The following is a 17825-nucleotide window of genomic DNA, read 5'->3' on the forward strand; positions in this document are numbered from 1 at the left end:
AGAAAAAAGGTGAGACCAAAGGCCCGTTTAAGCGAAAGGATTATCTTCGTACTAAAGCGTTTCAAGCGATAGCTGACATGGCAGGACAGTTGTTGGAATGAGGGCTGTCGCTATTTTGTGATGATTTATTACAAGGTATCCATTATAATGTTTAAATATATAGGTGGGACTTTGGGACCCTGACCAACAACCCAGTGAAAGGGGCGTAATGAGGAATGAAAGCGGAAGTCATCAATCCTTTTTTAGAGTCCGCACGACACGTGATCGAACAAGTCATACAGGTTTCACCTTCCACGGGGAATCTTGGGGTCAAAGAGATCGGATATTTGGAGAATCATATCTGGATCCAAATCGGCATGACAGGCCAAATGAACGGTGACATTGTATTTGGAATTCAGGAGCAGGTAGCCCTGCAGATGGTATCGGTGATGATGGGCGGCTATGTCATTACCGAGATGGATGAGATGGGACAAAGCGCGATATCGGAGCTCGGCAACATGATCAGCGGCAATGCCAGCACCATTTTATCGAACCAGGGCGTCAGCGTGGATATTACGCCTCCCAAAGTCATGAAGTCGGATAGCACATCCAGTCTTATTCAGAAGAAGGCACTTTGTATTCCGCTGAGAATGGAAGGAATCGGAGAGCTGGATATTCAAGTCATGATTTCATAAAATAGGAGTACCGAACCCAATGGCCGTGTATGAAGGCTCTTTAATGATAAGAAATCAAGAGCTGTCCGGCGAAGAAAGGGATATGAAATCATGCTGAAAAATAAAGTTATCGTCGTTACGGGAGCATCCAGCGGAATCGGCGCCTTGATCGCGGAGAAGCTTTCTGCGGAAGGAGCATACGTGGTTCTGTGCGCCCGTTCGGCAGAACGTCTGCAGGAGGTGGGTGCACGAATACCAAGCCCCCATGAGCTTGCAACCATGGATGTTCAGAGCCCCGAGCAGGTGCAGTCTGTCATGGAAGGCCTTCTTAGCCGCCATGGCAGAATCGACGTGCTGATTAACAATGCCGGCTACGGCAAGTTCGAAGCTATTATGGACATGCGTCAAGAAGAGTTTCAGGACATGATGGACGTCAATTATATGGGCATCGTGCGCTGTACGCAAGCTGTGCTGCCGGGGATGCTGAAGCGGGGGGACGGCCAAATCGTCAACATTGCGTCCATGGCCGGAAAAATCGGAACGGCCAAATCCACCGCCTATTCGGCCACCAAGCATGCCGTGCTTGGGTTCAGCAATTCACTCCGGCAGGAGCTGCGGAACACGGGCATAACCGTATCTACTGTAAACCCTGGCCCCATTGATACCCCGTTCTTTTCCTTGGCAGATCCGACAGGCGGTTATGTCAACAATGTGAGCTGGTTTATGATGAAGGCCGAGTATGTTGCGGATCAGGTCGTGAAGCTGGTGAAAAAGCGCAAGGAAGAACTCAATCTTCCGAGGCTGGCCTCATTGGGCATAAGGCTGTACCAACTGTTTCCGAGGTTTGCCGACCGCGTGTCTTACAAATGGATGAATAAGAAATAACGGCTGCGGCGCTACAACGCTTCGGTTTCGGCAACAAGCTCCTGAAGCAGTGCAGTGGCTTGTTTTGTTTTTTCTGTATCGGATGAGAGCAGTGTGATTACCTGGTCCAAGCGTTGCTTGTAATTTGCCGGCTTGATGGGAAAGGTTTCGATCATGGCTACCGCACGCTTCTCATTGATGCAGTACAACTCATTTTTGGCAAACAGCACTTGATTCAAGCACGAAATGCAGCGGAAGCAGTGACCGGTAACATAAGTGATATCATCGCTGGCAGCTGTTTTATCCGCAAGCATCAAGGAGAAGGATGCTTCGAAGGTAAAGAAGCCGACCATCGCATCCTTTAATGCTTTTGGATAGGGAGCCGTTTTGGCTTTCAAGGTCTGTATTCGGTTATCCGAATCTGAGAGTATACGACAAATCGCAAGTTCCCCCATATACATCACATTCAGATAGGCATGCGGATGTCCGGTTTGGTAATGGGCTGACACCAAGCCTGCGGAACCGTCGTCGATGATGCTGGACACGCGGTGTACATCACGGAATAAGAAATCCACATGATAACCCTCGATCACTAACCATCCTCCCCCGTTAACCCAGGCACCCCATTCGCCTAATGAAGTGATAATCCCATCCCGATGCTCGTCATCTAATTTCTGTGCCACCCTAGCGATGTTCTCCACCTTGAATCCTTGTGATTCATCGTAATAAATGCCGATATCGATATCGGAATCCGGTTTGGCGGTTCCTCTGGCTCTGGATCCCCCGAGTACGACCCCTATAACGCCGGGAAACTCCCGAAGTTCTTCCGTTATCCGTTGAATCAAACGATCTACTTGTGAAGTCATGCATGTTCTCCTCCTTTATATGTTTCATACGGAATCGATCTCCCCTTATGTATACCTTAGCCTCATGGATTCAATTTTCTCCCGGGTCCATTGAACCGCTTCAGCTGGCGAGAGGATGGTTGCTTCCTCTCCGAGACGCCACACATAGTCCGAATAGAAGATGACGTCGTTCGCTGGTATTTCAAGCTGAACGACTCCGCTGCCATCCTTGTATTTATGGATATGGGGACCGAGGCGAGTATCCGTTTCAAGCAGCCAAACCCCTTTAGAAGTTAATTGTACCTCAAACGGCTTCATTTCCCCATCCCGGTTTTCCGGTATGTCACGAAGCGTTTGGCTGGCGATATCTTCACGGATTGCTATGGACGCATTGGGACTGGCCGCAAGGATCCGGTCGACTCTGAACTGTCTGATATCCTCTTGAGTGAAGCAGTAGGCCGGACAATACCAGTAGCCCGAGCTAGCATACAAACCGATTGGCTGAATATGCCGCTGGCTGCTTCCGGCGGATGATCGATAGGAGATGGTGACCGCTTGCCGAACCATGACGGCTTCCATTAGCGTTTGTAAAATCTCGGTGGACATCGCACGGAATGGACTGTGAATCATAACGCGATCCTTAAGACGATCGATCTCCTCCTTGGTATCTGCCGGCAAATAATGATAGAACTTGTGGAGCGCCGTGGTGGCTCCGTCACCGAATGGCAGCGTGCTGAAATAGCTTAGGGATTGGCAGGCAAAAAAGATGGCGATCGCTTCGCTTTCCGTAAAACTGATCGGCGGCAGCATCCGCTCCTGCAGCAATCTGTAGCCGCCGCCCCGACCTTGCACAGAGTAGATGGGAACGCCGAGCCCGCTCAGCTCATCCAAATCTCTTGAAAGGGTTCTGACGGAGAGACCGAATTCATCGGCCAGCTCTTTTACGGTAAACGATTTTTTTGCATTGATCATCATCATTAATTGAATCAGGCGCTGTGATTTTTGCATGGGCAAACCTCCGTCTCTGTATCATTTATTTTATCTTATTCTTTAAATAAGACAATATTTGTCTTATTTAAACGATATGATGTTCTCAAGAAGCAAGGGTTCACGCTGAATCCTTGGAACGGGGTCCATTATGGGAGGAGAAGATAGAATGAAACAAGAAATGTTAAAAGAAGAGCTGGGATTTGTTTTTATTTATGGAGCAGGATTGAACGGAGGAATATGGGATTTCGTGGTGGAAGGGCTGAGTCATCCGTGTCTGAAAGTGGAATACCCGTTGCGGGATCGGAATGTGATTTCCGGACATCATTTGGGGCTGGAGGATTACGTAAACCATATGACCGAGCAGGTGAGAGCGTGGGGGACGAACAAGTTTGTCATTGTGGCCCATTCCCTGGGCGGGGTTTTGGCTATGGAACTGGCATCCCGGTTAGGCGACCGTGTTGCCGGCTTTGTTGCCATCGGTGCGGCCATTCCTAAGCGCGGCGGTTCGTTTGTTTCGGCGCTTCCGTTTCCCCAAAGGGTCATCATGCCGATCATCTTAAGAACGGCAGGCACGAAGCCGCCTGAATTCGCAATCCGTACTGGGCTGTGCAGTGATTTGCCGGAGGAGCAGGCCTCCCGAATCGTAGCGGAGTTTGTTCCGGAATCCCGCAAAGTCTATACGGATCGCGTTCAAGCGTCTATTCCCGATGTGCCGAAGCTTTATGTGAAGCTCACCCAAGACAAAGAGTTCGGATTATCCGTGCAGGAAAGCATGATAGCCAATCTGATTGCCGATGGGGTGGAGAGCCTTAGCACCGGCCATCTGCCTATGCTGAGTGATCCCCGTGGAGTCCAGCGGATTCTGGAAGGCTTCGTAAATCAACTGAAAGCCAGGCGTTACCCGGTTATCTCATCATAATCTGATCCCGTCTTGGTCCGACGGAAATTGTCTTAATGGGAACGCCAATGGATGATTCAATGAACTGCACGTATTGCTGTGCGGCTTCCGGGAGCTCGTCAAAGGATCGGATGTGCGACAGGTCGCACGTCCAGCCCTTCAGTGTTCTCAGAACAGGCTTGGCAGACTGCAGATCGGCCGTTACCGGAAAATGGTCGATGATGCTTCCGTCCTCTAACTCGTAGCCAACGCAGACGGGAATGTCATCCAGATACCCCAGGACGTCAAGGTTGGTGAGAACGGCTTCGGTAGCTCCCTGCACCATGCAGCCGTAACGGGTGGCTACCGTATCAAACCATCCCATTCGTCTCGGCCGGCCGGTCGTAGCCCCGTATTCGCCTGCATCGCCGCCAAGGCGGCGGAGTTCCTCCGCTTCATCTCCATGCAGCTCGGTCACGAAAGGGCCAGCGCCGACACAGCTTGAATAAGCCTTAACCACAGCAATGACTTGGCTGATGGCGTACGGCGGCAGTCCTGCTCCGACCGGCGCATAACCTGCCAGCGTGGAGGAGGAGGTGGAGAACGGGTAGATCCCGTGATCCGGGTCCCGCAGTGCCCCTAATTGGCCCTCTACGAGGATAGGATCTCCTTTCATATAAGCTTGCTGCAGCAGCGTGGTGGTATCCTCGATATACGAAGACAGGAACTGGAAGGACTCCAACAGTTGCTTGACCATCTCATCAACACTTAGCGGATTTCTCCCGTACAGATGCTGCAGCTGCACGTTCTTGATGGCGAGCATCTGCTCGAGCCGTTCACGAAGTCGCTCGGGGTGGAACAGATCGGCGACCTGAATGCCCAGTTTTGCATATTTATCCGCATAGAATGGTGCGATCCCGCGTTTCGTAGAACCGAATCCCCGGGCACCGAGCCGTTCCTCTTCCAGTTCATCCAGCAGCCGATGAATCGGAAGCACGACTTGGGCGCGCTCCGATATAAACAGTTTGGGGGCGGGGACATTTCTTGCTTCCAGCTCCTGCAGCTCCTTGATCAATACCTCCATATCCAAAGCCGTTCCTGGACCGATGATATTCGTTACGTTTGGATAGAATACACCTGACGGCAGCATATGCAGCGAAAACTTGCCAAAATCGTTAATAATGGTGTGCCCTGCATTGCTTCCTCCCTGAAATCGAACGACATACGACGATTGCGCGGCAAGAACATCCGTCATTTTTCCTTTGCCTTCATCTCCCCAATTGGCTCCTACTATGGCTGTGACTGTCAAAACGTGTTCGCCTCCTACGGTCTTTTTCTTTTACAGGGCTCATTATATGAGTAAAATTATCATAAATAAAATTGATATTAGTAATAGTAGACATTAGTTTCATTTATGTTATACGATTCTGTAGAGAAGAATACGGATAACGGATGAATTCTAAGTTGATCTTTCAATAAAGGTTCCCGTTATTATTCGATAAAATCGAGGTCATCATGATGGAAATCAATATGGAGTGGTATCGTGTCTTTTATTGGACTGCACGGCTCGGCAGTTTATCGAGGGCAGCGGAACATCTGCATATCACCCAGCCGGCCGTCAGCCATACCATTAAGCATTTGGAGGGAACGATCGGAGGACCACTGTTCTTTCGGACAACCAAGGGTGTTAAACTCACGTCGGAGGGTGATGTGCTGTTTCGCTATATCGAGCAGGCCTTCAGCTTTATCGAGATCGGGGAGAAGGCGATTGCGGACATGCATAATTTGCATAGCGGCGAAATCAATATTGGAGCAAGCGATACGCTGTGCAAGTATTACTTGCTGCCGTATTTGGAGTATTTCCACGCCACCTATCCGGATATTCGCATCCATATCTCCAACCGCACAACCCCGGAAACGTTGACCCTTCTCAAGGAAGGGAAGATTGATTTTGGCATCGTTCATTTACCGGCTTCCGATAAACAAATCGATTTTCGGGCCAGTTCCCCGATCCATGATTGCTTAGTTGCCGGTAAGTCATTTGCGGAACGGACCCAGTTACAGCACCCGTTGTCCCTGCGTGATATCCAGAACTACCCGCTGCTTATGCTGGAGAGGGGCGGGAGCACAAGAATGTATGTCGATCAATATGCCGAGCTGCAGGGCGTCACGCTCAAACCCGAGTTCGAGCTGGGCAGCATTGAGCTGCTGGTTCAGTTTGCCCGGAGCGGCTTTGGATTGGCTTTTGTCATCCGCGACTATGCTAACGAGGAATTGCAAGCAGGTCAGCTGATCGAGGTGCCGCTCCATCCGCCGATTCCCGAGCGCAGCATAGGAATTGCAACGCTTCGGGGTATTCCGCTATCTTCTGCCGCCAAGTCGTTTCTTTCTCTTTTGCCTTAAACAGACGGGTGACCGTGCCTATTCGAATGGCCCTGTATGAAGTGCTGTTCACTGCCGTTTAGGATGTTTGATTTGGTGAGGACTCCTGTTTTGGCATATAATGAAAAAGGACGAACAAGACTGGTTAGGAAACACGCCTGCTACCACCACTATAAAAGTAAACAAACCACATGTATCGGAAGGTTTTTCTAGCGATATCAGGCAGACGCGCTTTGGAATGATAGACTTCTGATATCTAAAAAAAGGATGGACTAACATATGACTGCAACTACATTTCATACATTAGGAATAGCCGAGGATTTGTCCTCCAGATTAACGGAGTTTGGCATTGTCACGCCTTCTCCCGTTCAGGCTGAGGCGATTCCGCCCATACTCGAAGGCAAGGACGTGCTTGCAACTTCCCAGACAGGCACAGGAAAGACGCTTGCCTATTTGCTGCCTGTGCTTCAGGGCATCGATCCGGAGATCAAGGGAGCCCAGAAATTGATTCTTGCGCCGACGCAAGAGCTTGCCGTACAGATTGTGAGAGAGAGCGAGCGTTACGGAGAAGCCCGCGGAATCGGTGTGCTCGGACTCATCGGCGGTGCCGCGGCCAAGCGTCAGATCGAGAAGCTTAAGCTGCATCCGCAGCTGATTGTAGGGACACCGGGACGAGTGCGGGAATTGATCGAAATCCGGAAACTGAAGATGCACCAAGTGACCACGATCGTAGTGGACGAGGTGGATCAGGTGTTTAATTTGGGCGGCGCCGGCGATGTGGATCGCATTCTGCGCAGTGCATTACGTGACCGTCAATTGGTATTCTTATCCGCCACGGTGAGTCCGGAGACGGCGGAGCTCGTCAAGAAGGAGATGGATCAGCCGGTCGAAATCGGAATCGATCCGGAGCAGCGGACGCCGTCCGCGCTGGAGCATTATTATTTTGTGACGGAAGAGCGTGACAAATTGGACATGCTGCGCCGCGTGGTCCGGCATTACAATCCCGACCGTGCAATTGTCTTCGTCAATGCCACCGAGGATTTGGCAGAGGTTGAAGCGAAGTTAAACTACCTCGGCTTAAATGCGGCTGCCATCTATGGTGATGCTGACAAGATGACTAGAAGCCGGGTTCTGAATGCGTTTAGAGAAGGGCGTACCAAGCTCTTAGTGGCTAGCGATGTCGCTGCCCGCGGACTTGATATCGAAGGGCTCGGCATGGTGATCAATTACGATCCGCCTATTGATGCCGAGCATTATACGCACCGCGCGGGACGTACTGGACGCATGGGACGGAGCGGCATGGCGATAACGCTTGTAACGGATCGTCAGACGTTCATCATGCGCAAGTTCAATCGCGAGCTGGGCATATCGATTGAAGAACGTGCTCTTTATGGCGGGAAGGTTAGATCCCCGCGTTCTACACCAGAGAATCGAGGACATGGCCCAAGTGGGTCAGCCGGAGGTCCTGCCCGAAGAGAGAAACCAGCCCGAAAGCCTGCTTCCACCAGCGCCAATGGAAAGGCGGGAAGCGGAAAGGCATCAGGTGAGCGTCAGAGTGAAAGGGAGCGGGACCGCAAGAACAAGGGCGCTCCGAAATGGTTGAAGAACAAGCCTCCTCGGAGCTAATGGCTGTAAGCTCCATAAACGAGGGTTTGCAACCGATATGTTGTTTTCGGGTCCGATTCAACGGATGTGGTCGACATCATAGGGACCGGACTTTTCAGAATAAGAGGTGATCGATAATGAGTGAACAGCCGGTATTGTCTGTTCAAGGATTAAGCGGCGGGTATAGCATGAACCGACCGGTTCTGCATGACGTAACCTTTCAGGTTGAACCGGGTGAGATGGTGGGTTTGATCGGCCTGAACGGTGCGGGCAAGAGTACCACGATGAAGCATATTCTCGGGCTGATGAATCCGCAAAAAGGGAGCATTCAGGTTCAAGGAAAGAGCCGGACAGAGCATTCGGAAGCCTATCACGGCGCCTTGGCGTTTGTTCCCGAATCCCCGCTGCTGTATGAGGAGATGACAGTACGCGAGCATCTGGAATTTACGGCGCGCTCCTATGGCGTATCCCGTGAAGATTATGAGGCACGTTCGGAGCAGCTGTCGAAGATGTTCCGTATGGAAGAGAAGATGGACAGCCTGTCCACGCATTTGTCCAAGGGGATGCGCCAAAAAGTGATGATCATGTGCGCATTCGTAGCCAGACCGTCCCTGTACATCATTGACGAGCCCTTTCTTGGGCTTGATCCGCTTGGGATACGTTCGCTGCTTGACTTCATGCTGGAGCTGAAGGCATCCGGCGCTTCGGTATTGCTAAGCTCCCACATTCTCTCCACGATTGAGAATTATTGCGACCGGTTCATCGTGCTGCACCGCGGCAGCATCATTGCTCAGGGGACGCTGAAGGAAATTCAGGATCAAGCCGGGAGACCGGGCATGTCGCTGGAGGAACTGTTTAATGTGCTGATTCAGGACGGTAAAGGCGAATGAATCTGCGTGAGCTGTATGTCAAACGACGCGGGCAGTTCTGGGGTGAAATTTTCCCCTATCTGGGTTATGTCATACAGAGCGGGGTAGCCGTCGTATTTCTGTTTCTGCTGATTGCATTCGCTGCCTGGTACACCGCACTACTGCAGCAAATCCCGCCGGATCTGCCGATTCGCTGGATCATGATGATTTTCCTTGTGCCCCTCATGATCAACAGCAGCATCCGCACATATCTGCGTCCGGCCGATACGGTGTTTCTCATTCCGCAGGAATCCCGGATGAAGGAATACTTCAGTACAGCATGGTTCAGCGGCGTCATATATAAAATCATCGGCTTAGGACTGGTGATGTTAATCCTATGGCCTCTATACATACGCAGCGATGTTTCGCCAAAACCGCTGCTGGCTACGTTTGTTGTGCTGACGCTGTTTAAACTGTTGTCCAGCTTCGGCAGCTGGAAGGAGCAGCTTATGGTGTCAAGGAACGCGGCAGCAGCCTACCGGGTACTCCGCTGGATCGTTCCGGCGCTGAGCTTAGCCGCCTGGTTATGGCATCCAACGGGCCGTGCCCTCCTATTCATGGCGCTGCTTGGCATCACGTATGTTGCCGCCTTGTCCGTACCCGTCAAGCATCTGGTCGCTTGGGAACGATTAATCGCCGTCGAGGAGAGACAGGCGAGCCGGGTGATGATGGTGCTGAGCTGGTTCGTGAATGTGCCTCAGCGTGGGCAGCGTGTCCATGCGCGAAAATGGCTCTCCGGATGGGGAAAGGGATTGGCGTGGAAGAAGGAAAGCGCCTATCGCTTTCTTCTCATTAAGAGCCTGACACGCAGTGATATTCTGGGCATACTGATTCGGGTCGGACTGCTGGGTGCTTTTCTTGTATGGGCAACCCGGGATAGTCTGGTATCGGCGATTGTGTATCTGGTCAGCCTGATGATCATCGGACTTCAGTTGTCTGCACTGCGAAAGCTTCACCCGGAATCGTTCTGGCTGCATGTCTATCCGCTTCCGGAAGGAACGCGCCGCGACAATGAAGGGAGGCTGATCTTCCAGGTGCAGCTGTTCTGGGCTGTGCTGCTGTGGCTCCCACTGATTCCGAGCATCCTTAGTGCCCCCGGACGTATATTGGGTACGCTGGCTGCAGGTATCGTGCTTGTGTTTCTGTTTCGAAGCGCTGCTGCCCGGAAGAGCCGGCGTGAAGACGATGACGACGAATAGATGGGAAGAGGCCGGGACGTTAACGCCCCGGCCTTCTATTATCATTATAGTATGGGTTATTCCGTTTGCAGAAATCGCAGTGCGTGGTGTGGCGACCTGCGATTTCTGTTCGGCTGTTATCTAGTTGTCATTACACCCAGAAAGAACGAGTGATGATAACGAGCAGGATAAAGAGAACCAGGATTGCTCCAACTCCGTATCCACCGCCGTATCCGCCGTATCCGCCGTGTCTTACTTCTTCAACTGCACCCATGTTCATTCCCCTTTCGGTTCGTTGATTTGTAGTACACGGTATTGTATGTAGCTAATCGTCTATGTGTATGGGCGAGCGTTTATATAGGGCAGAAGAAAAAATAAAGACCGGGGATGGTTCTTCCCGGTCTTTATATGCTTGAACGGTTATATCTGTCAGATGCAGTGGATCATTAAGCTTTCTGCAGGTCTTGAATCCCTTTATAGACCAGGTCGAACAGATCCTCCAAATACTCCTCGTCAATACAAGAGAAGGCGATCCGGAGATCATGCTCGCCAAGGGCGATGGTTCCTACGCCATACTCATGGATGAGATGGGAACGGAGCTCCTCGGCGTTTACCGTGTTCAGCTTCAGGCACATGAAGTAGCCGGAGTTGAAGGGATAATATTCCCAGGCATCACCGTATTTGCCGCTGTCGAGAATGGACTTCACTTTGTTGGCTCGGCCTTTCATAATAACGAATTTCTCTTCCTTCTGCTCGTGGAATTCCGGCGCCTTCAGCGCCTCCAGAACAAAGGTTTGCGAAGGGTGGGAGGCGCTGGATATCGTGGCCCGGATCATGCCGAGCGTTTTCTGCTCCAATGCGTCCAGCACGTCTTTATTATCTGCCGCAAACGTGATAAAGCCGACACGGAATCCCCATACGAATTCTTCCTTGGTCGCACCGTCGACCTTTACAGGAAGCACGCGAGGGTGAAGGCCTGCCAGACGTCCGAATAGCGATTCCTTCAACGAATCTTCGAAGAACAATCCGAAATACGCATCATCCGTAACGACGACAATATTAATGCCGGCTTCGGCCGCCTCCTGGATTGCGGACACGATGGCGGCTCCTTCCTGAGCGCCAGGCGTATAGCCTGTCGGGTTGTTCGGGAAGTTCAGCAGCACGACCGCTTTGCCTTTATCCTTCTGGCTTAGCAGAGCCTGACGAAGTCCATCGGCGTTAAATTTCATATCGTCCGTAAAGAGAGGATAGGTTACATGAATGCCATGGCGGCGAATGCCGAATGTCAGCTCATAATTCTCCCAATTTTTATCGGGATAAATAACGGCGTCTCCTTCATCCACGAATAAATCGGCTACGATGCTAAGACCATGCGTCAGCGCATTCGTGACGATGGGATTGCTGAAACTCTTGCCTTCGAGCGAAGGGTTCTCCTGAATCATCTTGTTTCGCCATACGGAGCGCAGCTCCGGCTTGCCTGCCGGAGGGGCATACGGATACAGATCCTTCGGCTGGTAAGCCGAAAGTTTGTCTTGGATGACGCCCAGATGCATCGGGACTCCGCCTTCGGTTGCAATACCGATCGTAGCGTTATATTTTTTCGCATGGCTCGTCGCTTCCGCAGACTGGCTCAGGATGCCTTCTTTCGGGAAGTAGATTTCTTTGCCGAGTGTGGAGAGCATGTCGTACACATGCGGATTGCCGGCTTGCATTTTTCCATTCAATTGACCAACCAATGGGTTCATGAACTGATTCCTTCCTTCCGAATACTTTTGGTTAAGGCAAGAGCAGGTGACAAGTTGCCTTTACGTTTTCATTGCCTAACATTATACCACCTACCCCGGGAACCGTCACGGATAATTGTAATGCTTTAACGCGGTCCAGGATGATACTTGCATATCAGCCCGGCGGTTTCTTCATCCCGCTCTTTGCCGCGGCATTCAAGCCTTTCGACGACGGCCTGGAGCCGATCCGGCTTCAGGTTCTGGCCGAACTTGAACTTGGCGCTCATTCGCTGCGGAGCGAGCTTGATGACCGCTACCCCTTTCAGTCTGGGGATATAAGCCCGGTCACTCGCGTCAATGGTGCGGTATCCGCCTTCAGGCTGCAGCTTTGTCATCAGTGCCTCCATCGCAAGCGCCTTTTCCTCCAGATCATCCACGATCACCACCTCGCCGATCGCCGTTACGCTTTTGAAGTAGGCCGTGGCCGGGCAGGCCATCTCCGGATCGGAGAAATAGGAAGGGATCAGTGCATACTCGTCAGCTATGGTAAAGCACACGGCGGGCGTCCGGCGCAGATGATCCATTTTTTCACCCATCCGGCTGCCGTGAAAATAGAACGCTCCGTTAACATAGGCAAAGTTCAATGGCGTTACACGAGGGATTCCCTCTTCATCGGCTGTTCCAAGGAAACCAAAGCTCATGCCGCTGAGGAAATCCTCGATTTCTTGTTGATCCTCCATCGCAAATTCGTCTCTTCTCATGATTAAACGCTCCCCCTATCATTTTGAATAACAGCATACGATGATCATTGACAAGGAAAAAGCGCCAATTTAGAGTAATTTATATAGTCCAATTTCAAAAAATGATAGAGGAGTCGTCATTATGGAGCTGGGATTGCCGTTCGAGACGTATGTGGAACAATATCGATATAAATATTTGGCTCTATACCACGCACTTCGTGCTGCCATTCATAGCGGCAAGCTGCCGGAAGGAACCCGCCTTCCCGCCACACGCGAGCTGGCAAAGCTGTATGGCGTGTCCAGAGGCTCGGCCGCGCAGAGCTATGACATGCTGATGGCCGAAGGTTATGTTGTATCCAGGCAGGGCAGCGGAACTTACGTAGCGGAGGGGATCGCTATGGTGGACCAACCGCCGCCGGTCGAGGGAGCGCCGGTGCTCTCGGCATGGGGGCAACGACTGGTGAGCCAAAGCGGGGATTATATCTCGGCACAGATGATGCTGAGAGAACCTCCCCGAGGTACAATCTCATTCGCGAATGCACGGATGCCCATGGAGGATTTTCCTTATTCGGAGTGGAGGAGCGCGTTATCCTACGCCGGCGGAAGCGGGGGCAACGAGCTGCAGAACGGAGCGCCGCCGGAGGGGGATCTCGAACTGCGGCAGGCGATAGCCGGACATCTGCGTTTTACGCGGGGAATCCAGGCCGACCCCGAGCATATCGTGATTTTCAGCGGATCCATGCAGGGGCTTGTCCTGATGTTTCAGCTGCTGGTCGATCCTGGCGATCAGGTGGTCATGGAGGATCCGGGCTATCAAGGCATCTATCGGGGCATCAGCCTGAGCGGCGGGATTCCGCTGCCATCCCCGGTCGACGATGCCGGATTGATACCGCATGACTGGGACGCCGGCCTGCTTGTCGTAAGCCCCAGCCGTCAATACCCGACGGGAGCGGTGCTGCCGTTGGAGCGAAGAAGGGCGCTGCTGAATTGGGCGCGAAGCCGTCAGGCCTTTATTATCGAGGATGATTACGACAGCGAGTTCCGCTGGGGCGGCAAGCCGATTGAGCCCTTGCGGATGCTGGATACCGAGGGACGTGTCATCTTTGTCGGTTCGTTCTCCAAAACGATGTTTACCGGGCTCCGCATCGGGTATGCCGTGCTTCCCCCAAGCCTGGTTGAGGCGGTTGTGCAGGCCAAGGCGCTTTACGAGCCGATTTCACCAGCTGTATTGGAGCAGCGTGCGCTGGCACGCTTTATTGTGCGAGGGGGTTACGGTCGGCATCTTAGAAGAATGACCCGGCTGTATGGTGCGCGGTATGAGGCGCTTCGCCAGGCGATGGATACCCATGCCTCCGAACTGTTTCGTCTTCATCCCGGCGATGCCGGCCTGCACGTTTATGCGAACTGGCTGCGCTCTGAGGAAGAGTATGTCCTGCTCCAAGAAGCTGCACGCAAACGCGGCGTCATGTTTCGGGATGCATCGGTATATCATCGTACCCCCAGGTTACCTGCGGCATGCTTCGGCTTCTCGCATCTGGACATAGCCAGCATCGAAGAAGGGGTTACCCGGATTGCGCAGGCGTGGCTGGACATGCAAAAAACATAAAAAACGGGTATGATGGAAAAGAGGTCAATTTTTGAATGAGATGAGGGGGTTATGACGTGATGCTGAATGCATCGCCGTCTTCTTTTATAATCATGCCTGCGCTTGCCAAAATCGTATGTGAGCCGGGCTGGAAATGGCAAAAACGCGAAAGACCCATGCAGAATTATGATTTGTTCTATGTATGGAGCGGTGAAGGCACGGTCGAGCTCAATGACGAGCCCTTTGCCGTGGGAAAAGGAAGCTGCTTTCTGTTCCGACCCGGAGATCATACGAGCGCGACGCACAACCCGCAGAAGCCGCTCGTATTGACATATATCCATTTTGACGTGACCGACCCGGTCCAAGAGATTCCGGCATCTTATCGGAAGCTGACGGAAACGATGGATTTCGAATATTTGCTCGCGCGTTACGTGCGTTTGTATCTGGACAAGCCCTATGGATCATTGGAGGAGGGGCAGCTTATTCTGAAACAGCTGATGATTCATCTGCTTCGCTCGGATCTCGCTGAGCCGGTCGTCAAAAAAGCAAGCAATCAGCTGTCAGAGGCGATCCATGAAATCGCGAATTATGTCCGCCAGCACCCGGGGATTCCCCATCGGGTCGAGGATTTGGCGGCCAGAGCGGGGTTGTCCCCCCGTTACTTCTCGATCAAGTTCAAGGAACTGATCGGCACGCCGGTGCAATCCTATATCATTCAGATGCGGATTGAGCGGGCGCAGCATCTGCTGCTGCATCAAGGGATGAACGTAACGGAGGTAGCCGACGCGCTGGGTTACCGCGATATTTTCTTTTTCAGCCGGCAATTTAAGCAGTATACGGGCAAGAGCCCATCCGAGATTCGGTGATCCCCCGCCCTTCCATAACTTACCTGAGTGGCCGAAGGGCAGATGGGTTTCATAGCAAGCGATTTAGGGTAAAAACGAAATACAGTTTCATTTTATGAAGGGGGGAGAGAGGAATGAGCCCAAGAAGACGGGTGCGTGGACGTTTCTTCAGTCGTGGTGGCTGCGCTATTTTCAGAAATCGCTTGCGCCGCATGAAGACAACGACTCAGAATCATCAGGATGTGTGGTTTTAATGAGACTTGGCCTACATACGGGGAACGTTGAATCCCGTTATCATATACGCTTTTCTCTGGATGAACGCAAAGGGAGCTAAATAGCTCCCTTTTTTCGATATGTTTTGGGGTCCCCGCAAAGTATTTGGAATAAGCATCGAAGCATAGGCTCCACTTTGTGGGGCTATTTAATGGATGCATATACGGATAGGGACTCTGATTACGTTGCGAAATTTTGTTATATTAGGAATATGTATAAGGCGCTGAACGCAGGGTTCTTAGGAACATGGACCAGGCAGGCATTTCGGATAACGGAAGGGTGACGCGAGTGAAGGAGAGAGTGGCATTGGCAGAGCAAGCGGTGATCCGGTGGTAGCGTCGGGAGCAGGAAAGGTTGCGCTGATCACGGGCGCGTCGAGCGGGTTCGGACTGCTCATCAGTCTGGAGCTGGCAAAAGCAGGTTATGACGTGGCTGCGGGTATGCGCAGGCCTGAGGCGGCGGCAGAACTGTTGGCCCGAGCCGAACAAGCAGATGTTGCCGGGCGCATTCACGTATTCCAGCTGGATATATGCATCGAGGAACAAGTCAAGGCCGCTGCTTTGGAGATAGAGCAGAGGTATGGACGCTTGGACGTGCTGGTGAACAATGCCGGCGAGGCGGTAGGCGGCATGGTGGAGGAAGAGCCGCTCAGCGGCTGGCGAAAGCAGATGGAGACGAATTTTTTCGGGACCGTATCGGTAACGCAGCAAATGCTGCCGCTGCTCCGCCGTACCGGACATTCCAAAATCATTCTCATGAGCAGCATTAGCGGCGTGGTCGGCTTTCCGGGTTATGGACCTTATGCGTCCTCCAAATTTGCTTTGGAAGGGTTTGGCGAAAGCCTGTCCATGGAGTTGATGCCCTTTGGCATCGATGTCGTGCTGATCCAGCCCGGTGCCTATGGCACCCCGATTTGGAACAAAAGCTTTGGGGAGCTTGCGGTAAAGGAAGGATCACCCTACAGCGATCTGCTGAAGGGCGTGCTGGAGTATTCCGAGCGGACAGCCAGGGGAAGCGGGGATCCGCTGGAGGTAGCCAGGCTTGTGGCAAAAATTGCGTCCATGGCTAAGCCCAGGTTCCGCTATTTGCTGCCCCGAGGCACGCGGCTAACCGCATGGATCAAGGGCGTGCTGCCGGATCGGCTGTTTCAGCGGATCATGTATCGGATGCTGGGCCGGCGTTAATCATTCATGCCGCGAATGATTCATGGCCTTAACTTGTAAAATGCGATGTTTGGTAAGGTGAATGGGATTACCCTTTTCTGGCTGGGGACGGATGAAGCAAACCGAGGAGTTCCCCCATCTTCACCTTGGAGCCGGGTTCCAGGTCACCGCGCGGAGTAAACGTGCCGTTCTCCGTCAAAAGCACGACGGTAGAGCCGAATTCAAAGTACGCGAGCTCATCGCCAATCCCGTATTTCTTCACGTTCTCGTCAGCATAACGGATGCTGCTTACGTTCATGGCTCCGACCTTCACGACGGCAACTTCGCCGAACTCATGCGCAATATAGGTAATGAGGCGTTCATTGCGGCTGAGCACGTTCCGAATATGGGTCATCGCAAAATCGTTCACAGGGTAAACGCGGCCCTTCAGATGCTCGCTCTCCGCCTGAACACCGGTTACCGGGGAATGAATGCGATGATAATCGGTCGGGCTTAAATACAATACAAAAGCATAACCGTTGATGTAGTTTTCCATTCTTGGCGATTTGGCGAGCAGCTCGCTCAGGGTATAATCCTGTCCCTTGACGCTCAGAATGGTGCCGGCGTTGACGGCGCCCATTGCCGAAATCGTCGCATCGACCGGGCTTACCATAGCGTCGGCGGTATCATCTATGGCGCGCAGGCCTATTTTTAACCGGCGGGAAAAGAACTCGTTCAGTGAGCGGTATTCGTGGATTTCTTTCTCCGCTTCATGCGCCGGAATTTGATAAATTCGTATAAATGCAGGTATTAGATGACGGCTCAGCCGGCTGTGGGAACAATGTCCCATGATTCGGGACAGCCACTTGCGGGAGGATAGCTCAGTCATCAGACGCAGCAATTGTTTAGCCATGTCATTCTCCTTTGTGCATAGGTGTCAGCAATAAACGTTGGTGGAAAAGCCAACCACTCTGATATTGACATAGAATGAGATGGAAATCAATAAATAGCCATTTTTGAAAAAAGGCTCTTGCTTATTCCGGAGCGAATGTGTATTTTAAAGTTAACATGAAACCGAATAGGAATACGGGGGCTTGAGTGAATCAGGCTGAGATTGCAGCTGTTATCCGCTGTTGACCGTTAATCTGAACTGGGTAATGCCAGCGTAGAGAATATCCGACCCTGCCTACATAGGGCCTATTTTTCCGTCTGCG

17 protein-coding genes and 1 riboswitch are annotated in these 17825 nt (G+C 52.1%); of the genes, 10 read left to right on the forward strand and 7 right to left on the reverse strand.

Annotated elements, in window-relative coordinates; all coding sequences use genetic code 11:
• The first annotated feature begins 215 nt into the window (after positions 1-215).
• Together ACETK5_RS00505 and ACETK5_RS00510 are read left to right on the forward strand one after the other, a co-directional pair.
• The gene (locus ACETK5_RS00505; RefSeq protein WP_071222422.1) at positions 216-674 is read left to right on the forward strand and encodes a chemotaxis protein CheX; all 459 of its coding nucleotides are present in this window, start codon (positions 216-218) and stop codon (positions 672-674) included.
• A gap of 90 nt (positions 675-764) precedes the next feature.
• A complete protein-coding gene (locus ACETK5_RS00510; protein WP_394054094.1) occupies positions 765-1538 on the forward strand; it encodes an SDR family NAD(P)-dependent oxidoreductase in 774 nt (257 codons plus the stop codon).
• Between the two features lie 11 nt (positions 1539-1549).
• Here ACETK5_RS00510 and ACETK5_RS00515 read toward each other — a convergent pair whose 3' ends face one another.
• Together ACETK5_RS00515 and ACETK5_RS00520 are read right to left on the reverse strand one after the other, a co-directional pair.
• On the reverse strand, positions 1550-2383 hold the full coding sequence (locus ACETK5_RS00515) for a nucleotidyltransferase domain-containing protein (RefSeq protein ID WP_394054095.1): 834 nt from the start codon (positions 2381-2383) through the stop codon (positions 1550-1552).
• Positions 2384-2428: 45 nt separating this feature from the next.
• A complete protein-coding gene (locus ACETK5_RS00520) occupies positions 2429-3370 on the reverse strand; it encodes a helix-turn-helix transcriptional regulator (protein ID WP_394054096.1) in 942 nt (313 codons plus the stop codon).
• A 148-nt stretch (positions 3371-3518) separates the two neighbouring features.
• On the opposite strand from ACETK5_RS00520, the gene ACETK5_RS00525 reads away from it, so the two are divergent.
• Positions 3519-4271: an alpha/beta fold hydrolase gene (locus ACETK5_RS00525; RefSeq protein ID WP_394054097.1), complete on the forward strand. Its 753-nt coding sequence runs from the start codon at positions 3519-3521 to the stop codon at positions 4269-4271.
• Here the strand turns inward: ACETK5_RS00525 and ACETK5_RS00530 are convergent.
• Positions 4258-5538: an adenylosuccinate synthase gene (locus ACETK5_RS00530; protein WP_326117967.1), complete on the reverse strand. Its 1281-nt coding sequence runs from the start codon at positions 5536-5538 to the stop codon at positions 4258-4260. The genes ACETK5_RS00525 and ACETK5_RS00530 overlap by 14 nt on opposite strands.
• Positions 5539-5747: 209 nt before the next feature.
• Between ACETK5_RS00530 and ACETK5_RS00535 the strand changes: the two genes are divergently transcribed.
• The 4 genes from ACETK5_RS00535 to ACETK5_RS00550 all read left to right on the forward strand — a co-directional run bounded on the left by ACETK5_RS00535 (position 5748) and on the right by ACETK5_RS00550 (position 10323).
• Positions 5748-6632 carry a LysR family transcriptional regulator gene (locus tag ACETK5_RS00535; protein ID WP_394057297.1) on the forward strand — a complete coding sequence of 295 codons (885 nt, stop codon included), beginning with the start codon at positions 5748-5750 and terminating at the stop codon, positions 6630-6632.
• 258 nt (positions 6633-6890) lie between these two features.
• Entirely contained in the window at positions 6891-8237 is a 1347-nt protein-coding gene (locus ACETK5_RS00540) for a DEAD/DEAH box helicase (RefSeq protein WP_394054098.1), read from the forward strand.
• A gap of 116 nt (positions 8238-8353) precedes the next feature.
• Positions 8354-9106, forward strand: coding sequence for an ABC transporter ATP-binding protein (locus ACETK5_RS00545; protein WP_100539205.1), 753 nt, complete (start codon positions 8354-8356; stop codon positions 9104-9106).
• Entirely contained in the window at positions 9103-10323 is a 1221-nt protein-coding gene (locus tag ACETK5_RS00550) for an ABC transporter permease (protein WP_394054099.1), read from the forward strand. The genes ACETK5_RS00545 and ACETK5_RS00550 overlap by 4 nt, the downstream gene beginning before the upstream one ends.
• A 130-nt stretch (positions 10324-10453) precedes the next feature.
• Here ACETK5_RS00550 and ACETK5_RS00555 read toward each other — a convergent pair whose 3' ends face one another.
• From ACETK5_RS00555 to ACETK5_RS00565, 3 genes are all read right to left on the reverse strand, one after another.
• A complete protein-coding gene (locus ACETK5_RS00555) occupies positions 10454-10576 on the reverse strand; it encodes a hypothetical protein (protein WP_009592125.1) in 123 nt (40 codons plus the stop codon).
• 172 nt (positions 10577-10748) lie between these two features.
• A complete protein-coding gene (locus ACETK5_RS00560) occupies positions 10749-12047 on the reverse strand; it encodes an aminotransferase class I/II-fold pyridoxal phosphate-dependent enzyme (protein ID WP_394054100.1) in 1299 nt (432 codons plus the stop codon).
• A 125-nt stretch (positions 12048-12172) separates the two neighbouring features.
• Complete coding sequence (locus ACETK5_RS00565; protein ID WP_326114139.1) at positions 12173-12787, reverse strand: pyridoxamine 5'-phosphate oxidase family protein; 615 nt, start codon at positions 12785-12787, stop codon at positions 12173-12175.
• Between the two features lie 121 nt (positions 12788-12908).
• Between ACETK5_RS00565 and pdxR the strand changes: the two genes are divergently transcribed.
• The 3 genes from pdxR to ACETK5_RS00580 all read left to right on the forward strand — a co-directional run bounded on the left by pdxR (position 12909) and on the right by ACETK5_RS00580 (position 16653).
• On the forward strand, positions 12909-14372 hold the full coding sequence (gene pdxR / locus ACETK5_RS00570; RefSeq protein ID WP_394054101.1) for a MocR-like pyridoxine biosynthesis transcription factor PdxR: 1464 nt from the start codon (positions 12909-12911) through the stop codon (positions 14370-14372).
• Positions 14373-14431: 59 nt separating this feature from the next.
• A complete protein-coding gene (locus ACETK5_RS00575; RefSeq protein ID WP_100539200.1) occupies positions 14432-15217 on the forward strand; it encodes a helix-turn-helix domain-containing protein in 786 nt (261 codons plus the stop codon).
• Between the two features lie 581 nt (positions 15218-15798).
• Entirely contained in the window at positions 15799-16653 is an 855-nt protein-coding gene (locus tag ACETK5_RS00580; RefSeq protein ID WP_394054102.1) for an SDR family oxidoreductase, read from the forward strand.
• Between the two features lie 67 nt (positions 16654-16720).
• Here the strand turns inward: ACETK5_RS00580 and asd are convergent, their stop codons facing one another.
• Positions 16721-17524, reverse strand: a complete 804-nt coding sequence (gene asd / locus ACETK5_RS00585) for an archaetidylserine decarboxylase (protein ID WP_100539198.1) — start codon at positions 17522-17524, stop codon at positions 16721-16723.
• Positions 17525-17687: 163 nt separating this feature from the next.
• Positions 17688-17800: riboswitch (TPP riboswitch) on the forward strand.
• The last annotated feature ends 25 nt before the right edge of the window (positions 17801-17825 follow it).

Origin of the sequence: Paenibacillus ilasis (genome assembly GCF_043195395.1) — a bacterium.
Classification (GTDB): domain Bacteria; phylum Bacillota; class Bacilli; order Paenibacillales; family Paenibacillaceae; genus Paenibacillus_AQ; species Paenibacillus_AQ lautus.